16 protein-coding genes are annotated in these 17,544 nt (G+C 59.6%); 2 read left to right on the top strand and 14 right to left on the bottom strand.

Features of this window, described 5'->3' with window-relative positions; all coding sequences use genetic code 11:
* Positions 1–136 precede the first annotated feature (136 nt).
* The 12 genes from lipA to NAT49_RS01800 form a co-directional block, all read right to left on the bottom strand.
* Positions 137–1,111 carry a lipoyl synthase gene (lipA, locus tag NAT49_RS01855; protein WP_251589897.1) on the bottom strand — a complete coding sequence of 325 codons (975 nt, stop codon included), beginning with the start codon at positions 1,109–1,111 and terminating at the stop codon, positions 137–139.
* The gene (gene lipB, locus NAT49_RS01850) at positions 1,108–1,803 is read right to left on the bottom strand and encodes a lipoyl(octanoyl) transferase LipB (RefSeq protein ID WP_251589895.1); all 696 of its coding nucleotides are present in this window, start codon (positions 1,801–1,803) and stop codon (positions 1,108–1,110) included. The genes lipA and lipB overlap by 4 nt, the downstream gene beginning before the upstream one ends.
* Positions 1,800–2,075, bottom strand: coding sequence for an HP0495 family protein (locus NAT49_RS01845; protein ID WP_251589893.1), 276 nt, complete (start codon positions 2,073–2,075; stop codon positions 1,800–1,802). The genes lipB and NAT49_RS01845 overlap by 4 nt, the downstream gene beginning before the upstream one ends.
* A gap of 121 nt (positions 2,076–2,196) precedes the next feature.
* Entirely contained in the window at positions 2,197–3,357 is a 1,161-nt protein-coding gene (locus tag NAT49_RS01840) for a D-alanyl-D-alanine carboxypeptidase family protein (protein WP_251589891.1), read from the bottom strand.
* 79 nt (positions 3,358–3,436) lie between these two features.
* Positions 3,437–4,177 (bottom strand): septal ring lytic transglycosylase RlpA family protein, encoded by a 741-nt coding sequence (locus NAT49_RS01835; protein WP_251589890.1) that lies wholly within the window; start codon positions 4,175–4,177, stop codon positions 3,437–3,439.
* A gap of 136 nt (positions 4,178–4,313) precedes the next feature.
* A complete protein-coding gene (gene mltB / locus NAT49_RS01830; RefSeq protein ID WP_251589889.1) occupies positions 4,314–5,345 on the bottom strand; it encodes a lytic murein transglycosylase B in 1,032 nt (343 codons plus the stop codon).
* A 16-nt stretch (positions 5,346–5,361) separates the two neighbouring features.
* Entirely contained in the window at positions 5,362–6,480 is a 1,119-nt protein-coding gene (gene rodA, locus NAT49_RS01825; protein WP_251589888.1) for a rod shape-determining protein RodA, read from the bottom strand.
* An 8-nt stretch (positions 6,481–6,488) separates the two neighbouring features.
* The gene (gene mrdA, locus NAT49_RS01820; RefSeq protein WP_251589887.1) at positions 6,489–8,393 is read right to left on the bottom strand and encodes a penicillin-binding protein 2; all 1,905 of its coding nucleotides are present in this window, start codon (positions 8,391–8,393) and stop codon (positions 6,489–6,491) included.
* A 23-nt stretch (positions 8,394–8,416) separates the two neighbouring features.
* Positions 8,417–8,884, bottom strand: coding sequence for a 23S rRNA (pseudouridine(1915)-N(3))-methyltransferase RlmH (gene rlmH, locus NAT49_RS01815; RefSeq protein WP_251589886.1), 468 nt, complete (start codon positions 8,882–8,884; stop codon positions 8,417–8,419).
* The gene (gene rsfS, locus NAT49_RS01810) at positions 8,881–9,240 is read right to left on the bottom strand and encodes a ribosome silencing factor (protein WP_251589885.1); all 360 of its coding nucleotides are present in this window, start codon (positions 9,238–9,240) and stop codon (positions 8,881–8,883) included. Before rsfS ends, rlmH begins: the two co-directional genes overlap by 4 nt.
* Positions 9,241–9,305: 65 nt before the next feature.
* On the bottom strand, positions 9,306–9,926 hold the full coding sequence (gene nadD / locus NAT49_RS01805) for a nicotinate-nucleotide adenylyltransferase (protein ID WP_251589883.1): 621 nt from the start codon (positions 9,924–9,926) through the stop codon (positions 9,306–9,308).
* A 10-nt stretch (positions 9,927–9,936) separates the two neighbouring features.
* Entirely contained in the window at positions 9,937–11,214 is a 1,278-nt protein-coding gene (locus tag NAT49_RS01800; protein ID WP_251589882.1) for a glutamate-5-semialdehyde dehydrogenase, read from the bottom strand.
* A 136-nt stretch (positions 11,215–11,350) separates the two neighbouring features.
* On the opposite strand from NAT49_RS01800, the gene NAT49_RS01795 reads away from it, so the two are divergent.
* Positions 11,351–12,760 carry a bifunctional DedA family/phosphatase PAP2 family protein gene (locus NAT49_RS01795; protein ID WP_251589881.1) on the top strand — a complete coding sequence of 470 codons (1,410 nt, stop codon included), beginning with the start codon at positions 11,351–11,353 and terminating at the stop codon, positions 12,758–12,760.
* Between the two features lie 26 nt (positions 12,761–12,786).
* Here NAT49_RS01795 and mpl read toward each other — a convergent pair whose 3' ends face one another.
* Complete coding sequence (gene mpl / locus NAT49_RS01790; protein WP_251589880.1) at positions 12,787–14,163, bottom strand: UDP-N-acetylmuramate:L-alanyl-gamma-D-glutamyl-meso-diaminopimelate ligase; 1,377 nt, start codon at positions 14,161–14,163, stop codon at positions 12,787–12,789.
* A 174-nt stretch (positions 14,164–14,337) separates the two neighbouring features.
* Between mpl and NAT49_RS01785 the strand changes: the two genes are divergently transcribed.
* Positions 14,338–15,597, top strand: a complete 1,260-nt coding sequence (locus NAT49_RS01785; RefSeq protein ID WP_251589879.1) for a 6-phosphofructokinase — start codon at positions 14,338–14,340, stop codon at positions 15,595–15,597.
* 33 nt (positions 15,598–15,630) lie between these two features.
* On the opposite strand, the gene NAT49_RS01780 is transcribed toward NAT49_RS01785, so the two are convergent.
* Positions 15,631–17,367, bottom strand: coding sequence for a bifunctional protein-serine/threonine kinase/phosphatase (locus NAT49_RS01780; protein WP_251589878.1), 1,737 nt, complete (start codon positions 17,365–17,367; stop codon positions 15,631–15,633).
* Between the last annotated feature and the right edge of the window lie 177 nt (positions 17,368–17,544).

The following is a 17,544-nucleotide window of genomic DNA, read 5'->3' as shown; positions in this document are numbered from 1 at the left end:
GGAAGGCATTCTATAGAAAACGACTCGATAAGCGGTAATCGTATCCGTTGAAAATTGCGCGTACGCGCCATGAGCCGCGCTCATGAAAAACCCGCCATGGCGGCGGGTTCCTGTCATACACGGTCGAGGTGACGAGTTACTTCACTGTTTCGCCGTGCGCCTGCTTGTCGGCGTGATAGCTCGAGCGAACCAGCGGCCCCGAGGCAACGTGGACAAAGCCCAGCTCGCGCCCTTTTTCGGCAAACCAGTCAAACGTATCCGGATGCACCCAGCGATCCACCGGCAGGTGGTTGCGCGAGGGCTGCATGTACTGGCCAAGGGTCAACATGTCGACGTTGTGCGCACGAAGGTCTTTCATGACCTCGACAACCTGTTCGTCCGTTTCACCCACGCCCAGCATCAAACCGGACTTTGTCAGCACTTCCGGTCGCACCTCCTTGTAGCGCTTCAGAAGATCCAGCGACCACTGATAGTCGGCGCCCGGGCGGACCTTGCGATAAAGCGACGGCACGGTCTCGAGGTTGTGGTTGAAGACGTCGGGCGGCTCTTGTCGCATGGTATCGATGGCGACATCCATACGACCACGGAAATCCGGCACCAGAACTTCGATCTCGATATTGGGGCTTGAGGCACGAATCTCGCGAATGCAGTTGTTGAAATGCTGAGCGCCGCCGTCACGAAGGTCATCACGGTCGACCGAGGTAATCACGACGTACTTGAGACGCATCTCGGCGATGGCGTCGGCAAGCTCGCGCGGCTCATCTTCATTGAGCGCGTTGGGGCGGCCGTGGGCTACATCGCAGAACGGGCAGCGCCGAGTGCAGATGTCGCCCATGATCATGAACGTGGCCGTGCCGCCATTGAAGCACTCACCCAGGTTCGGGCAGGACGCTTCCTCGCATACCGTATGGAGCTTGTGCTTTCGAAGCGTTTCCTTGATGCGTGTCACCTCCTGAGAGACGGGCATGCGTACGCGCAGCCAGTCCGGCTTCTTGGGCAGTGTTTCGGTCGGAATGACCTTGACCGGGATGCGTGACACCTTATCCGCGCCGCGCAGTTTTACACCACGTTCCACTCGGCGCTTTTGGGAAGAAGCATGTGTTTCAGTCATTTAAGCGATCCTACATCGGAAGAAGTGTCAGCCAGGGACGCGGGCAACCCCGACTCTTTAAACCAGGCGGCGTGATTCAGGTGACGTGTGAGATGTGCAACAACGCGCTCGCGCTCATGGGCTGGATCCATGCACGTGGCAAGCTCGGTGGAAAGATCCGTCATGGCAAGGCCTGCGTATCCGCAGGGATTGATGTAGCCAAACGGCGATAGATCCATCGATACGTTGTAGGCCACGCCATGGTAGCTGGCCCCCTTTCGCACTCTCAAGCCAAGCGAGGCAATCTTGCGCGCCTCGACATAGACACCCGGCGCATCCGGTCGAGCATGGGCGTCAAGCCCGTGATCAGACAGGCTGTCGATAATGGTGTTTTCGAGCGCGCTGACCATATCGCGAACGCCAAGCCCACGCCGGCGTAGATTGATGAGCGGATAGATCACCAGCTGACCGGGGCCGTGGTAGGTGACCTGCCCGCCTCGGTCGGTCTGAACGATTGGAATATCGGACGTCTTGAGCACATGCTCGGCCTTGCCCGCCTGACCTTGCGTGAACACGGGCGGATGCTCGACGATCCAGAGTTCATCCGGGTCGTCTTCCGTGCGCTCATCGGTGAAGGCCTTCATGGCGCGCCAGGTGGTTTCATAAGGCACGACACCGAGCTCAAACACCCGAATGGGGGCGGTCGTGGTCAAAGCACCATCCGCACTAGCTGATGGCCGCTCAACGCCTGATAGACCACGGAAACGTGCTCGGCGCTTTCGGCCCGAAAGCGCACTCGAACAGACTTGTAGTTGCCGCTGGTGCTTTTCTGAGACGTGACGTTGCGCGAATCGAAACTCTCCGGGCAGTGGTGCTCTAGAATCGCGACCACATCGCGCTCGAGCTGATCCACGTTATCGCCCACCACGCGAAGCCCGTAGTCGCGTGGATATTCGATCTCCGGCGTGTTATCGGTCGAAGACATGACCTGTTCTCCATGTCAAAACAATTGCCGGATAGTCTACGCAAAAAAAGGCGATCCGTCAGCCGGATCGCCTTTTCAGCGCGTGCGCATGAGCCGGTTGTGGCTCACGCCCCTTTGGCCTCTAGAACAGATCCATCACGAAATGAACGACCTTGTCCCAGATGCGCTTGAAGAAGCTGCCCTCGTCGATCGCCTCGAGCGCCACCAGCGGCTCGGTATGAATCACGCTGCCGTTCTGGACGATGTCGACGGTCCCGATCTTTTGATCCTTCTTGATCGGCGCATTGAGCTCCTGGTCGACATTGATCCGAGCAGTCAGGTTGGTGTCGCCCTGGCGGCCGAGAGTGATGTAGACGTCATGATTGACGCCCGCTGACAGCTCGTTGCTCTTGCCCCCCCAGACGCGAACGGTCTTGAGCTCGGCGCCCTTGTCATACACCTTCTGGGATTTGAAATAACGGAATCCGTAGCTCAAGAGCTTTTGCGACTCCTGGGCACGGGCGTTTTCTGAATTGGTGCCCATGACCACGGAAATAAGCCGTGTACCATTCTCAACGCCTGAGGACACCAGGCAAAAGCCCGCCGCTTCGGTATGGCCGGTCTTCAGGCCGTCCACGCGGGAATCACGCCACAGCAGCAGGTTGCGATTGGGCTGGCGGATGCCATTCCAGGTGAAGTACTTCTCGGAATAGAGCTTATAGTGGTCCGGGAAGTCCTCGACGATATGGCGTGCGATGGTCGCCAGATCATGGGCACTTGAATAATGCTCATCGTCTGGCAGCCCGGTCGGGTTCATGAAGTGCGTGTTCTTGAGCCCCATGCGGTTTGCAAACTGGTTCATGAGGTCGGCAAAGGACGACTCGCTGCCGGCGATGTGCTCCGCCATGGCAACCGTTGCGTCATTGCCCGACTGCACCACGATGCCCTGCATCAGCTCCTTGACCGGCACATAGGAGCCGACCTTGACGAACATTCGAGAGCCACCCGTGCGCCAGGCATTTTCACTGATGCGCACCTTGTCATCCGGCGACAGTCCACCACTGTCGATCTCATACTCGGAGATGTAGGCCGTCATCATCTTGGTAAGACTTGCAGGCGGCAGGCGCATGTCTGCATCGTGCTGCACCAGAAGCTTGCCCGTCTTTGCGTCCATCAACACCCAGGATTTGGCATTGAGCTCGGGCGGGGCCGGCACGAAACTCGACACGTTCGGCTGCGGGCCAGGCTTCGGCGCCGGGTCGTCGGCAAGCGTGGGCCCCGCAGCGACAAGTGCCATGCTCATCGAGACCGCCAGGGAACAGCGGCGAAGAAGGGACAAGGGAGTTGCAGAAAAAATCATAGGGCTTCTCTCGTTTAGCCTGCTATTCGGTGGAAGGAGTAACCGTAAACGCTTGATCGTAACCTGCGCGCTTGAGTGTCGATTTGGTCGACTCCACCATGATTGGATCCGTCAGTGGACCGACCTGAACCTTATAGGCGCCGGGCGCGGCGATAATGCGTACTGGATGGCCGACTCGCGCCTCGAGAGTGCTTTTGAGCCGCTCAGCCGCCGAACGCTCGCCAAGCGCTGCCACCTGAATGAAGCGCCCTGGCCCGGTCGACTGCCCCGAGCTAGCAGCTGGAGCTGACGAAGCAGGTGCATTCACGGTCTTTATGGCCCTGGCCGGCGTCGGCGCCTGGCTGGGCTTCCAGGTCTTGGGGTCGATGGCCTCGACCCGCACCCGACCCGTCCCCTGCTTCAGGATATCAAGGCGATAGGCCGCGGCGTAGGACAGATCAATCAGGCGGTCGTCATGGAACGGGCCGCGGTCGTTGACCTTGACGATGACGCTTCGGCCATTGTCGAGGTTGGTGACCCGCGCATAGGTCGGCAGCGGCAGCGTCTTGTGCGCCGCGCTCATCGTGTACATATCGTAAAGCTCGCCACTGGCCGTGGCGTAACCCTGAAATTTCGTACCATAAAAGGAGGCGAGCCCGGTGGCGGCGTACCCTTTACTGGTGTCGAGCACGTGATAGGTCTTTCCCCAGACGGAATACGTCGAGCGGTTGCCGCTTCGAGACCTCGGCTCATCCTTTGGTACCGCGTCCACGATGTGAGACATGTCGGGCATCCCGTCTGGATACCCGTCATTGCTTTGACTGTAGCGCCCACCGCCGGATGAACTGCTTCCTCCTCCGCTCGCGGCACACCCGGAAAGCACAACGGCAAACGCCACTATCCAGCACAACTTCGACACACTAGGACTCCTGTGCCAGAACTGCCTTGATCTGCTCGGCAAGCGTTGCCACGGCCATGCCATACATATGGCTGTGGTTGTACCGAGTGATCACATAGAAGTTGTGCATGCCGAGCACGTATCGGTAGTGGCCATCCTCGAAATCGAGCGCCATTGGAAGCACCATGGCATCGCTTGGCAGGTTGCCTGCCGCGGTGACGCCGGCGCTTTCAAGTGCCTGGATCGAGGTGTTGAGCCCGCCGTTTCGTACGTTGTTGAAGTCGATATTTTCGGGCTTGTCGGCCGGGCCGTTCGCTTCAACGTAGATCGGTGCCCCCTTTCGCCAATGATGCTTGGCAAAATAGTTGGCCACGCTACCAATGGCGTCCTCGGGCTCATCCCACAGGTCCTTGATGCCATCGCCATTGAAGTCCACTGCGTAGGCCTGATAGCTGCTTGGCATGAACTGGGGATAACCCATGGCGCCTGCATAGGAGCCTTTCATTTCAGCCGGATCCAACCCTTGCGCCAGCGTGATCTGCAGGTAGGAAATCAGCTCCTTGCGAAAGAACGTGGCGCGCTTGGGATAATCAAAGGCGAGCGTCGACAGTGCATCGAGCACTCGGTAAGAGCCCTTGTTGCCACCGTAGTTGGTCTCGACACCAATGATCGCTGCAATGATTTCGGGCGGCACGCCGTATTCACGCTCGGCCTTGTCCATCGCCTCGCGGTGAGTACGTATGAACTCGGCGCCAAGACGCGCACGCTTTGGCTGGATGAAGATGTTGCGGTATTCGTCCCAGCGTAAATGACGCTCCGCCGGACGGTTCATCGCATTGATGATGCTCTGCTGATGACTCGCCTTGGCCATGATGGCGTTCAGGGTCGAGCGGGTATACCCCTGCTGAGACAGCTCATCGACCATCTTTCGAACGTCTGCGTTGTCGGCCGGGTCGAACTCACCGGCTGCCGTGGCAAGCGATGCATTCGTGCCAAGCGCGCCGAGCACACACGCGATCGCCAGCTTCTTTCCGATAACACCCCGTAGTGTCATGCACCACTCCCTGTATTCACGACGTGGACTTGCGGTGGGTATAAATGCTCATCAGGATACCGAAGCCGGCCATCAAGGTCACGCTGGCCGTGCCCCCATAACTGACCAGCGGCAACGGCACGCCGACCACCGGCAGCAGTCCACTGACCATTCCGATATTGACGAACACATAGACAAAAAATGTAAGTATCAAGCTACCGGCCAACAACCGACCAAAGGTATCCGCACCCTTGTTGGCCATATAAAGCCCTCGGGCGATGATCAGCAGATAGCACAATAAAAGCAATAGCATACCCATCAGACCGAACTCTTCACCAAGCACCGCGACGATGAAATCGGTATGGCGTTCGGGCAAAAATTCAAGCTGTGACTGCGTGCCTTCCATCCATCCCTTGCCGGTAAGCCCGCCCGAGCCGATTGCGGTCTTTGACTGAATGATGTTCCAGCCCGCACCGAGCGGATCACTTTCCGGATTCAAAAAGGTCAGTACGCGCTGCTTCTGATAGCCGTGCATGTTGAGCCAGAGAAGCGGCAACGCCGCCAGAGCCAACACGAAAAAAAAGCCCACCAGCCGCCAGGAAAGCCCTGCCAGCAGCACCACGAATATCGCCGATGACGCCACCAGAAGCGACGTCCCGAGATCGGGCTGCTTGGCAATCAGCGCTACCGGAAGCCCCATCAGCAGCAGACACACGCCAAGGTCGGTCCAGTTCGGTGGTAGGTCACGCTTGGAAAGGTACGCCGCGATAATCATCGGCATCACGATCTTCATGAGCTCGGAAGGCTGAAACCGAATCACCCCCGGAATTTCGAGCCAGCGCGTGGCGCCCATGGCGTGTGAGCCGATGACATCGACCGCCACCAGCATCGCGACGATCAAAAGATACAGCACCGGCACCATGCGCATCAGAAAATGGGGCGGACACTGCGCAACGATCGCCATCACGGCGAACGCGGCGAGAAAGCGCATCGACTGCGCCTCGACCAGATACCTGGACTCACCCCCGGCGCTATAGAGGACACCCAGCCCACTGCCGACCAGCACCAACAGCAACAGCGAAAGCCAGGGATCGATGCGCCAGCGTCGCCAGTTGAAAGCGACCCGGCGCCGACGCACGGACGTATGTTCCTGCATGACAACTCCTAGTGGTCGGAGGCCCCACGAGCCAATTCATCCAGCCGAGGCGTTTCGCTGTCGGCCTTGTCAAGCCGCAGCAATAGCCACTCATCCAGCATCTTGCGCCCGATCGGTGCGGCCAGGTGATCACCACCGCCGTTTTCGATGATCAACGCAATCGCGATCTGCGGGTCGTCAACCGGTGCAAAGGCAATGAAAAGCGCATGGTCTCGCAACCGCTCGCGAAGCTCCGAGGCGTTGTACTTCTGGTTTTGACCGAGCGTGAACACCTGAGCGGTCCCGGTCTTGCCGGCCATGGTGTACTGAAGCCCCTGCTGGAGCGACCGCGCCGTCCCTTCGCCGCTTTGAATCACGTCTTCAAGGCCCTGATCGACCAGGTTCCACCAGTTGCTGTTCTTGAGCTCGATGTCCGGGGGGGTCTCCGGAAACGGCGGCGCCACCTCCGTATCGCCGATCTCCTTGGCCAAGTGCGGTCGAATCCACTTGCCCTTGTTCGCAAGCACCGACGCCGCGGTCGCCATTTGAAGCGGCGTTGCAAGCCAGTACCCCTGCCCGATACCGACAGAAAGCGTCTCTCCGGGGTACCAGGGCTTGCCGAAACGCCCCCGTTTCCACTCCTGGGAGGGCATGATGCCGCTTTGAGCGCCCCAAACGTCAAGGCTGTGCGCCTCTCCGTAGCCAAAGCGGTGCATGAATTCCGACAGCCGGGAAATACCGAGGCGATGGGCCACCGTATAGAAATAGGTGTCGTTGGACACGCGTATGGCCCGGCGCATATCCACCCGGCCATGCCCCCACCTCAGCCAGTTACGATAGCGCCGCGAGTCGTTTGGAAGCTTGTAGTAACCGGGGTCATACACCGTGGTCTGAGGGGTGATGACGCCGTTTTCGAGTCCAGCAAGCGACATGTAGGGCTTAACGGTGGAGGCTGGTGGGTACTGACCGCGTACAGCGCGGTTATAAAGCGGCAGGTCCAGATCGTCCTGGAGCGCCCGATAGCTTTTGCTGTCGATGCCGGTCACGAACTGATTGGTGTCGTACCCAGGCGTCGACACCATCGCGAGAATACCGCCGGTCTGCGGATTGATCGCAACGATCGCACCGCGCTTGCCGGTCAAAAGCTTGTAGCCCAGCGCTTGAAGGTCGCTGTCGATGGTAAGCGTCAGATTCCTGCCGGATTCCGGCGGCGTGCGGTCAAGCTCACGCAGCGCACGGCCACGGGCATTGGTCTCGACGGTGCGATAGCCGACCTTGCCGTGCAGCTCATTTTCGTAAAAGCGCTCGACGCCGAGCTTGCCGACAAAGTGGGTGCCGGCGTAGTTACTGCTGTCCAGACGCTCAAGATCGCTTTCGCTGATGCGGCCGACATACCCCAGCACATGCGACATCGCAACGCTTTCAGGGTAGTAACGAAGAAGCTGCGCCTCGACGCTTACGCCGGGCAAACGGTAGCGGTTGACCGCAAGGCTCGCGATCTGAGCCTCGCTCAAATCGCTCATCAGAAGTGCCGGCTGATACGGGCGCTGACGCTGGCGCGAGCGCTTCTTGAAGGTGTCGATCTTGTCGTCGCTGAGACCTAAAATGTCGACCAACAGGTCGAGCGTCTGATCGAGATCATCGGCGCGCTCACGCACGATCGTGAGATTATAGGTAGGCCGGTTTTCCGCCAACACCTTGTGATTTCGATCAAAGATCAGCCCACGGTTTGGCGGCAGGGGCTCGACCCGCATGCGGTTGCTGTCCGAGCGGGTGATAAATACGTCATGCTTGATCACTTGCAGATACACCAGCCGCCCGACCAGCGTGGACAGCATGATGAGAACAACGACCATGGCGACGATTGACCGACGCCTGAATAGACCGAGTTCTTCCTGAGTGTTATTGAGTGTCGCCCTTCGGCGTGAACGCATGTCGATTCTTACTTCAGGTCAGATCAGCGGTGATAAGGATGCCCCGCCAGCAGACTCCAGGCGCGATACAGTTGCTCGGCCAGCACGATCCGGACCAGCGGGTGCGGAAGCGTCAATGCCGACAGCGACCAGCGCTGTTCGGCGCGGGCGCTGATACGCGGGTCGAGCCCATCCGGGCCTCCGACCATCAGGGCAACGTCACGCCCCTCTTGTCGCCATTCACCGAGCCGGTCCGACAGGGTTTCGGTGCTCCAGGCGCGCCCGGTCACCTCGAGTGTGACCACCAGATCCTGCTCGCGGAGCTTGCTCAGCATGCGATCCCCTTCCTGGGCAATCGCCTTGTCGGTCACACTGTTTTTCGAACGCGTGCCCGGCGCGATTTCGACAAATTCCACCGGCATCTCACGCGGCATGCGTTTGACGTATTCTGAAACGCCTTGTTCCACCCACCCCGGCATTTTGGTACCGACCGCGAGTATTCGAAGCTTCACGAGCGGGCCTTGCCATCGCGTTCCAGGTCGGTCGGCAGGTCACTCCAGAGGCGCTCGAGGTCATAAAGCTCACGGGTGGCCGGCGTCATGATGTGGACGACCACATCGCCAAGATCGACCAGCACCCACTCACTGCCCTGCTTGCCTTCAACGCCGATGGGCTGGATGCCCTGTTCCTTGACGTCCTTGACAACCCCGTTGGCCAACGCACTGATGTGGCGGCTCGAGGTTCCGCTGGCAACGACCATCACGTCGGTCACGCTGGTCAGCTTGGCAACATCCATGGTGACGACATCCTGCGCCTTGGTGTCTTCCAGCGCGTTTACAACCAGTGTCTTCAGGGCTTCGGTTTGCATAGTGTCCTGTCAGTTCGATGAAAAAGCGGCATTGTACTGGGCCGATCAACTTTCGCCAGTATTAATTAAAGGTACAGCCCGTGGCGTTCGACGTAATGTCGAACCACCTCGGGCACCAGATACCGAATATCCTGACCGCGCCTGAGTCGTGCGCGAATATCGGTCGAGGAAATAGCCATGGGCGAGGCGAGGCTCAATGCAAGCCAACGCCCGCTTGGCCCGGACAGCGCCTCGGCCGAATGAGCTCGACGCGCGGCAAGAAAATCACTGAGCCCGGCCGGCACGTCAAGGCCATGATCCGGGCGGGCGATCACCACCACATGGGCAAGCTCAAACAGCGCTTCGGGGGCGCGCCAGCGGTCAAGCTTGGAAAACGCGTCTTCGCCGATCGCCATGATCAACGAGTCATCTTTATCAAGCTCACCGCGAAACGACTTGAGCGTATCGAGTGAAAACGAGGGCCCATCACGACGAAGCTCTCGATCATCGGCAATCACCCCTGGCACGCCCTCAAGGGCCAGTGACAGCATTTCAAGGCGCTGATGCGCGGGCGTTTGTGGTTCATCCCGGTGGGGCGGCACGTGGCACGGCACCATGCGCACCTCATCAAGCCCAAGCGTTTCCTTGAGCTCGATGGCACTTCGCAGGTGCGCCAGATGCACCGGATTGAAAGTTCCTCCAAGCATGGCCCAGCGTTTAACCACGAAGCTGACCCTGCCCGAGCACGATGTACTTCTGGGTAGTAAGCCCTTCAAGGCCCACAGGCCCACGGGCGTGCAGTTTATCGGTGGAAATACCGATTTCAGCGCCGAGCCCGTATTCAGCGCCGTCGGCAAAGCAGGTCGGCGCGTTGAGCATGACCGAGCTCGAATCAACGTCTGACATGAACCGTTCGCTGTTGGAGAGATGCTCGGTCACGATCGCGTCGCTGTGGTGCGAGCCGTAGTGATTGATGTGCTTCATCGCCTCATCGAGCGAGGCGACTGTCTTGATCGAAAGTGTCGGACCGAGGTATTCAGTCGCCCAATCCTCCTCGCTTGCAGCTGCCATCTCGACGACCTCACATGTAGCGGGACAGCCTTTCAGTTCAACGCCGTACGCTTCAAGGCGTGCGCACAGTGACGGCAGCACCTGAGTGGCGACCGACTCATGCACCAACAGGGTTTCCATCGCGCCGCAGATGCCGTACCGGAAACACTTGGCATTGAACGCGATATCCTCCGCGATGGAAAGATCCGCGAACGCATCGATATACACGTGGCACAGGCCTTCCAGATGCTTGAGCACCGGCACCGTGGCGTCACGGGAAATGCGCTCGATCAGCGACTTGCCACCGCGCGGAATGATCAGATCAACGTGTTCACTGTCTTGAATAAGAGCACCCACGGCGGCTCGATCGGTGGTCTCGACCACGCTGATGCAGTGCGCAGGGAGCCCTGCCGCCTCAAGGCCACGTACGACGCACCGCGCGATCGCGGCATTGGAGGCACTGGCCTCAGAGCCACCGCGCAGGATCGCAGCATTGCCGGCCTTTAGGCACAGCGCCGCGGCATCGATGGTCACGTTCGGGCGCGACTCATAAATGATGCCGATGACACCGATCGGGGTACGACGCTTGCCGATGCGAAGCCCGTTGGCCTGCGCTTTCAATTGATCGATGGTGCCAACGGGGTCCGGCAGGGACACGACCGTTTCAAGCCCCTTGATCATGCTGTCGATGCGCGCATCGGTCAGGGCCAGCCGGTCGATCAGGGCCTCGCTGAGCCCATTGGCGCGCGCACGAGTCAAATCTTCGTCGTTGGCCACCTTGAGCGCCTCGCGTTCAACTTCAAGCGCCTGCGCCATGGCCAGCAATGCCTGGTTCTTGATCGCGGTTGGCGCACTGCGCAGGACTTGGCTAGCCTCTCGGGCAGTACGGCCCAAGCGGCGAATATAATCGTTCACGGAAGCGGTATCAGCCACAGTCTGCGTCATGAAGCACCTTCACCGATGTTTTTGAATGGTTGAAAACCCACTATAAGGCAGCGCCTTGTACAAGTAAAAATGACAATACGCAGGGTTGCCTATGGCAGAATGGCCACCTCTGCCAAACGCTTGGATACGCAATCACATGGATGTCATGAACTGGCTCGAGCCTCTGGCCCGAGACCCACTTCTGTTGTTTACCGCGCTGGGGCTGGTGGCACTACTGGAATCACTTGCCCTGGTCGGGCTTGCCTTCCCCGGCGTGGTTGTCATTACAGCACTCGCCTCACTGGCCGGCCACGACTCGATGTCAGTCCCCCTGGCCCTGGCCTTTGCCACTGCAGGCGCTGTACTCGGGGATGCGATCAGCTTCTGGCTCGGCCACCGCTATCGCCACCGGGTTGCCTCGATATGGCCGCTGAGTCGTTATCCTGAGGCACTGAAAAAAGGACAACGATTTTTTGAGCGCTACGGCGCCACCTCCGTCGTGCTTGGGCGCTTCATCGGCCCGCTGCGCCCGGTCATCCCGCTCATTGCCGGCATGTGCAACATGCCCTCAACCCGATTTTTTGTAGTCAACATCGCCTCGGCACTTGCCTGGGCGCCCGTCTACGTGTTGCCGGGGTATTATCTGGGTCGAACCTGGAAGGCGTTTCTTGGCCCGTATCAGGACAGTTTCGGCTGGCTTCTTGCCCTTGGCGGCGCCTTGATTTTTCTGGCGTGGATGTTTACCTGGGGCCGCCAGCACGCAGAGCGCATGGGCGCGCTCTACCGGCTTGCGCTGGCAGGCGCCAGGCGCTCGAAATGGGGCCGGCGCACCTGGCTTTCATTTCGAATGAACGTCCCCGGCGGCGCGCCTCCCATACCGTCTCTGGCGCTTTTTCTTGCCTCAGCGACAGGCTTTGGCGTACTTGCAGTGATTGTCGCGCATCATCCGGCGCCGTTCGCACTCGATCACAACGCCAATGCGTTTTTCAAATCGCTCGATGTGCCGCTGGCATCTCAACTGGCGCTAGTGCTTGCAAAGGTCGGTGACAAACTCGGTATCGTCATTTTGCTAGCCCCCTGGACACTGTGGCTCATCTGGCAGCGCTATGGCACGGCCCTGCTCCATTGGGCGCTCGCCATCGGCGGCATCGGGCTTGCCAATATCCTGTTCAAGGCCTGGGTCGGTAGGCCTCGCCCGATGACTCCGGACTACCTGGAAGGCTCATTTTCATTTCCAAGCGCGCATACCTCGGGCGCAGTGGTCGTATACGGCCTGGCAGCGGCCTTCATGGCAGACGGCGTTAAGAGCCCGGCACGGCGCCACTGGATCTACTGCGGGGCAACGCTTTTGATCGCGCTGATGGCGTGGTCACGCCTGATGATGGGGGTTCATTGGGTCAGCGACCTGCTCGGCGGCACCCTGCTCGGATTCGCGATGTGCGCGGTCGTGCGCATCAGCTACCACCGGTTTGCCTACCGGCCAATCACCCAATTGCCCTGGAAGGCGCTGGGGGCAGCCACCGTACTTCTGATGGCCGCCCGTGTACTGTTCTTCCCGCCGGTCTAGGGTACCTTCCCGCCGGTCAAACTCAGTCAATCGATGTGTGAGCGTGTCGCGAGGGCCTTGAGAAGGCGCTCGTGCACGCCTTCGAACCCGCCGTTGCTCATAACAACGATCACATCGCCGGCTTCGGCGGTCTCACAGACGCGCTCGACCAGTGCATCGATATCGCGGTGCACTTCTGCCGGGCGCTCAGCCGTATCGAGAAGATGCTCAAGCGACCAGTCCAGTGTCGGCGGCTGATACCACCAGACGCCGTCAGCGGACACGACGCTTTCATTCAATCGCTCTTTCATGGTGCCCAGGCGCATGGTGTTCGACCGCGGCTCAATCACGGCCCAAAGTCGGCCACCTCGTTCATCACTCTGGGATTTAAGCCCGTCGAGCGTGGCTGCAATGGCGGTCGGGTGATGGGCGAAATCGTCGATGACCATTACACCCCGCACCTCACCGCGCACCTCCTGTCGCCGCTTGGGCGATTTGAACGCGTGCAGCGCCTTGACGCCGCGACTGACCGGCACACCGACCGCGTATGCAGCCGCAAGCGCCGCCAGCGCGTTCTGAGCGTTGTGCGCACCGGAAAGCGTCCACTCAAGCTCAAACGAGGCACCGGCGTGATAAAGCGTTAGCGAGCGCCCGCCACGGGCAATCGACACCTGCCAGTCGCTGCCGGCGCTTCCAAAACGCTCGATGGGCGTCCACGCCCCAAGCGCCAATACCCGGTCGAGTGCAGGTGTGTCGTCAGCAACGACCAGGCGGCCCTTCCCGGGAACAGTGCGCACAAGATGATGAAACTGACGCTCGATTGCGGCGAGGTCTGGAAAGATGTCGGCGTGATCGAACTCGAGGTTATTGAGCACCGCCACATCGGGACGGTAATGCACTAACTTGGAGCGCTTATCGAAAAACGCGGTGTCGTATTCGTCGGCCTCGACCACAAACATCGGTTTATCCCCGCCCGCAAGGCGCGCAGAAAGGCCGAAATTATCCGGCACGCCGCCGATCAGAAAGCCCGGGGCCAACCCTTCATGCTCAAGGATCCAGGCCAGCATGCTGCTGGTCGTGGTCTTGCCGTGCGTGCCCGCCACCGCAAGCACCGTATGGCCGGGCAGCACGTGACGCGCAAGCCATTCAGGCCCTGAGGTATAAGGAAGCTTGCGATCGAGCACCGCCTCGACCTCGGGGTTGCCCCGAGAGAGCGCGTTGCCGATGATCACCAGATCCGGCGTTGGATCGAGATGGGCTGGATCAAAACCATCGAGCAACTCGATGCCCTGCGCCTCGAGCTGGGTACTCATGGGCGGATAGACCTTGGCGTCACTGCCGGTAACCCGGTCGCCCCGGGCCTTGGCCAGCAGCGCAAGGCTGCCCATGAAGGTGCCGCAAATACCTAGAATATGAACATGCATGATTTATGACTCATCGATAAAGCCGGATCAGACTAGCATGGGGATCGATAAGTCGTCAGTCTCAGTCTCGCGGCTGTCATCGCTTTCGACTAAGATGGCGGCCGCACCCGACGGCCGACAGCGATGCCCGCGGGATGAGAGAGAGCAGAACACATAAAACAGCAGGATGCTTCCATGACCAGATACAATGCCTTTTATGCGCAGTCCGGTGGCGTTTCATCAGTAATCAACGCCAGCGCATGTGGCGTGATCGAAACGTGCCGCAAACACAGTGACAAGATCGGCACGCTATACGCCGGGCGCAATGGCATCATCGGCGCCTTGACGGAGAATCTGATTGACGTCGGCGAAGAAAGCGATGAATCGATTGCCGCCCTTCGTCATACGCCAGGCGGTGCATTCGGCTCCTGCCGCTACAAACTCAAGGACATCGACACCCATCGCGTCCAGTACGAGCGCCTGATCGAAGTCTTTCAAGCCCACAACATCCGTTACTTCTTCTATAACGGCGGCGGCGACAGTGCAGATACCTGCCTGAAAGTCTCTCAGCTCTCGGAGCGCATGGGCTATCCGCTTCAGGCCATTCACGTTCCCAAGACCATCGATAACGACCTGCCGCTGACCGATTGCTCGCCGGGCTTTGGCTCGGTCGCCAAATACATCGCCACCTCGGTTCGAGAAGCCGCGCTTGACGTTCTGTCGATGTGCGCCACCTCCACCAAGGTGTTCGTCATGGAAGCGATGGGCCGCCACGCCGGCTGGATCGCAGCGTCCGGCGCCCTGGGTGGCGGCGAAGGCAGTGCACCTCCGCACATGGTGCTGTTCCCCGAGATCGCGTTTGATCGCCGCCGGGTCATGCGCAAGGTCGACGAAACCGTCAAGCAGTATGGCTACTGCGTGATCGTGGTCTCCGAAGGCGTTCGTTACGAAGACGGCACCTTCCTGGCCGACGCAGGCAACACCGACGCCTTCGGCCACCGCCAGCTCGGCGGCGTTGCCCCGACGCTTGCGGGCATGATCAAGCAGGATCTGGGCTACAAGTATCACTGGTCCGTGCCTGACTACCTGCAGCGTTCGGCGCGCCATCTGGCGTCCAAGGTCGATGTCGAACAGGCCTACGCCGTCGGCGTACGTGCTGTCGAGTGTGCGATCGAAGGCAAGAACGCCGTGATGCCGGCCATCCGCCGCGATAATCAATCACCGTTTGAATGGTCGATCTTCGACGCGCCGCTGTCCGAGGTGGCCAATCAGGAAAAATTCATGCCGGAAGATTACATCCGTGAAGACGGCTTCGGCATCACGCAGGCCTGCCGCGACTACCTGGAGCCGCTGATTCAGGGTGAGGACGAGCCGCCCTACGTTAACGGCCTACCGGATTACGCCCAGCTCAAGCTGGTCGGCGTTCCCCAGAAACTGGCGCCGTTCTCTCTGTAAAGGACGTATATGCGCCAGGGCATCGCCCTGGCGCTATAGCCAGAAACTCGCAATCAGCGCAATGATCAAAAGACCGGTCAGCCATTTCCAGCGCCGGGCCGGGTCTCCAAGCGAGGCAGGTTCCACATCCAACGAGTCATCCTTCACGGGACCATGCATGGCCTGACGCGTCAGCTTGAGTCCGTAAACCAGCTCTGACAAGCGCCTAAACCGCAACGGTTTCTTCGGCATCAAGGCCCGTTCGAGCGTTTCGTCGAGCACCGGCGGCAGCACGGACCCCGGTTTGCTCAATGGCGTATATGTCATTGCCTCCAGGTCAGCTTCACTTTTGACCGCCAGCACACCCTCCCCATAGGGCAGATGCCCTGCAATCATCCAGTAGATCACCGAGGCCAGCGAGTACTGATCACTGCGCCGGCTGATATTGCCATCGAGCGCATACTCAGGCGCGCTGTGCGGCGTGAGACCGACCTCCCGGACCAGCTCCCGCGCGGTTTCCTGACTGTCCTGCTCGAGAAAATGACAGGTCCCGAAGTCAATCAGAATCACCTGATCATGCTGATCGAGCATGATGTTGCTGGGGCAGATCCGCTGGTGAAGTACGTTCTTGCGGTTAAGCGCATGAACGGCCTTGCAGAGCTGCTGGGCGATGTCGAGACGCTGGGCAAGCGTGGCGTTTGGATGACGCTCGAGCCAGGTGCTCAGCCGCTCTCCTTCCACGTTTTCCATCAGGTAGTAGAGATAGCGCCGCGGGCGCTTTTGAGCGACCGATTTAACGATAAACGGCGAATTGATCCGTTCGGCCACCCACTGCTGAAGCATGAAGTGCTTCAGATACGTGTCCTTGAGGGCAAGCTCGGGGCTCGGGGTTTTCATGATCAGGTGCTGACCGCTGTCAATATCTCGAACCCGATAGACGCGCGCCTTGCCCCGTGGCGATAACCCTTCGAGCACCTCGAACCCTTCAAAACGATCACCCTCATTCAACTCCGGCGGAATCGGCAGCTTGCCATAATGCAGATTGGGCGCCTCGACTCGCTCTTCGGGCAGCTGGTCGACCCGCACCATCTGAAAGCAGAAGGAATGACCGTCATAGCCGCGCTCGCTTGCCCGCTCGGCGGCAGCCTTGGCCAAATACCGACACGCCTCATCGAGCGAATGCGCATGCCGTCGAATTTCACTGACGTAATCCGACGGCAACAGCGTCCCACGCACGGCCTGAGTGGTGAACAGGAAAATATCGCCCTGCTTGAGGGGCAGCGTCAGATAATCGATATCGACGCTTGCGTCCATGCCGAGTGCACGGGAGGGATAAAGGTAGCCGCCGATGTCGGTGACGTGATCGCGGGAAATCTGCTCGAACTCGGCACCACGCAGCCGAAACACCAGCGTGTCACCGGCATGAAACAGATGGGCCTGGCGCTCCTTGAGCACCAGCGCCGACAGGGAGCTCACATACCCGCCGCCCTTGACGAAGCGGCTTTGACTGAAGCACCACCCGTTCAGGGCGCGCAACACCCGGGTCGCCGCGGTTTTCACGTCCCAGTGTTCAGGCGTCGAATAATAATCGGCAAGAAATCCGCGAATCGATAGATCGCCGGCCTGACGCGCAATGGCGTTTTTCGAGGTGGAATCGGCAATGAGCGCACAGGCGCCCTGGGACACCAAGGTGTCATCGACGGGCACCTGAACCGCCATCGAGGAGCGATGGTGGCGCTTGTCGGTCGCCACGAAGGCCTGGCCGTAACTCAGTTGGATGGCGTGCTCCATAAAGCGTCTCACGGTGCGTACAGCTTGAAGTTGTTGTTATGGTAAAGCATTCGGGCGGGCGCGTTGAGTCGCCGTTTGATGCAATGCACAAAATTGTGCCAAAGCGTAACAATCCTTGCCGCCTATTGGTAATCGGGATGGGCAATTCGTATAATTCCTTCTACTTTAACGCTGTAT

Source organism: Larsenimonas suaedae, from assembly GCF_023712105.1.
Lineage (GTDB): Bacteria > Pseudomonadota > Gammaproteobacteria > Pseudomonadales > Halomonadaceae > Larsenimonas > Larsenimonas suaedae.
This window is presented reverse-complemented; position numbering and strand designations above follow the sequence as displayed.

Excerpts from the sequence above, each read along its gene's own strand:
- lipA (WP_251589897.1), bottom strand. The coding sequence starts at position 1,111 with ATGACTGAAACACATGCTTCTTCCCAAAAGCGCCGAGTGGAACGTGGT.
- NAT49_RS01845 (WP_251589893.1), bottom strand. The coding sequence starts at position 2,075 with ATGTCTTCGACCGATAACACGCCGGAGATCGAATATCCACGCGACTAC.
- NAT49_RS01840 (WP_251589891.1), bottom strand. The coding sequence starts at position 3,357 with ATGAGCATGGCACTTGTCGCTGCGGGGCCCACGCTTGCCGACGACCCG.
- NAT49_RS01835 (WP_251589890.1), bottom strand. The coding sequence starts at position 4,177 with ATGTCTCACATCGTGGACGCGGTACCAAAGGATGAGCCGAGGTCTCGA.
- mltB (WP_251589889.1), bottom strand. The coding sequence starts at position 5,345 with ATGACACTACGGGGTGTTATCGGAAAGAAGCTGGCGATCGCGTGTGTG.
- rodA (WP_251589888.1), bottom strand. The coding sequence starts at position 6,480 with ATGCAGGAACATACGTCCGTGCGTCGGCGCCGGGTCGCTTTCAACTGG.
- mrdA (WP_251589887.1), bottom strand. The coding sequence starts at position 8,393 with ATGCGTTCACGCCGAAGGGCGACACTCAATAACACTCAGGAAGAACTC.
- rsfS (WP_251589885.1), bottom strand. The coding sequence starts at position 9,240 with ATGCAAACCGAAGCCCTGAAGACACTGGTTGTAAACGCGCTGGAAGAC.
- nadD (WP_251589883.1), bottom strand. The coding sequence starts at position 9,926 with ATGCTTGGAGGAACTTTCAATCCGGTGCATCTGGCGCACCTGCGAAGT.
- NAT49_RS01800 (WP_251589882.1), bottom strand. The coding sequence starts at position 11,214 with ATGACGCAGACTGTGGCTGATACCGCTTCCGTGAACGATTATATTCGC.
- NAT49_RS01795 (WP_251589881.1), top strand. The coding sequence starts at position 11,351 with ATGGATGTCATGAACTGGCTCGAGCCTCTGGCCCGAGACCCACTTCTG.
- mpl (WP_251589880.1), bottom strand. The coding sequence starts at position 14,163 with ATGCATGTTCATATTCTAGGTATTTGCGGCACCTTCATGGGCAGCCTT.
- NAT49_RS01785 (WP_251589879.1), top strand. The coding sequence starts at position 14,338 with ATGACCAGATACAATGCCTTTTATGCGCAGTCCGGTGGCGTTTCATCA.
- NAT49_RS01780 (WP_251589878.1), bottom strand. The coding sequence starts at position 17,367 with ATGGAGCACGCCATCCAACTGAGTTACGGCCAGGCCTTCGTGGCGACC.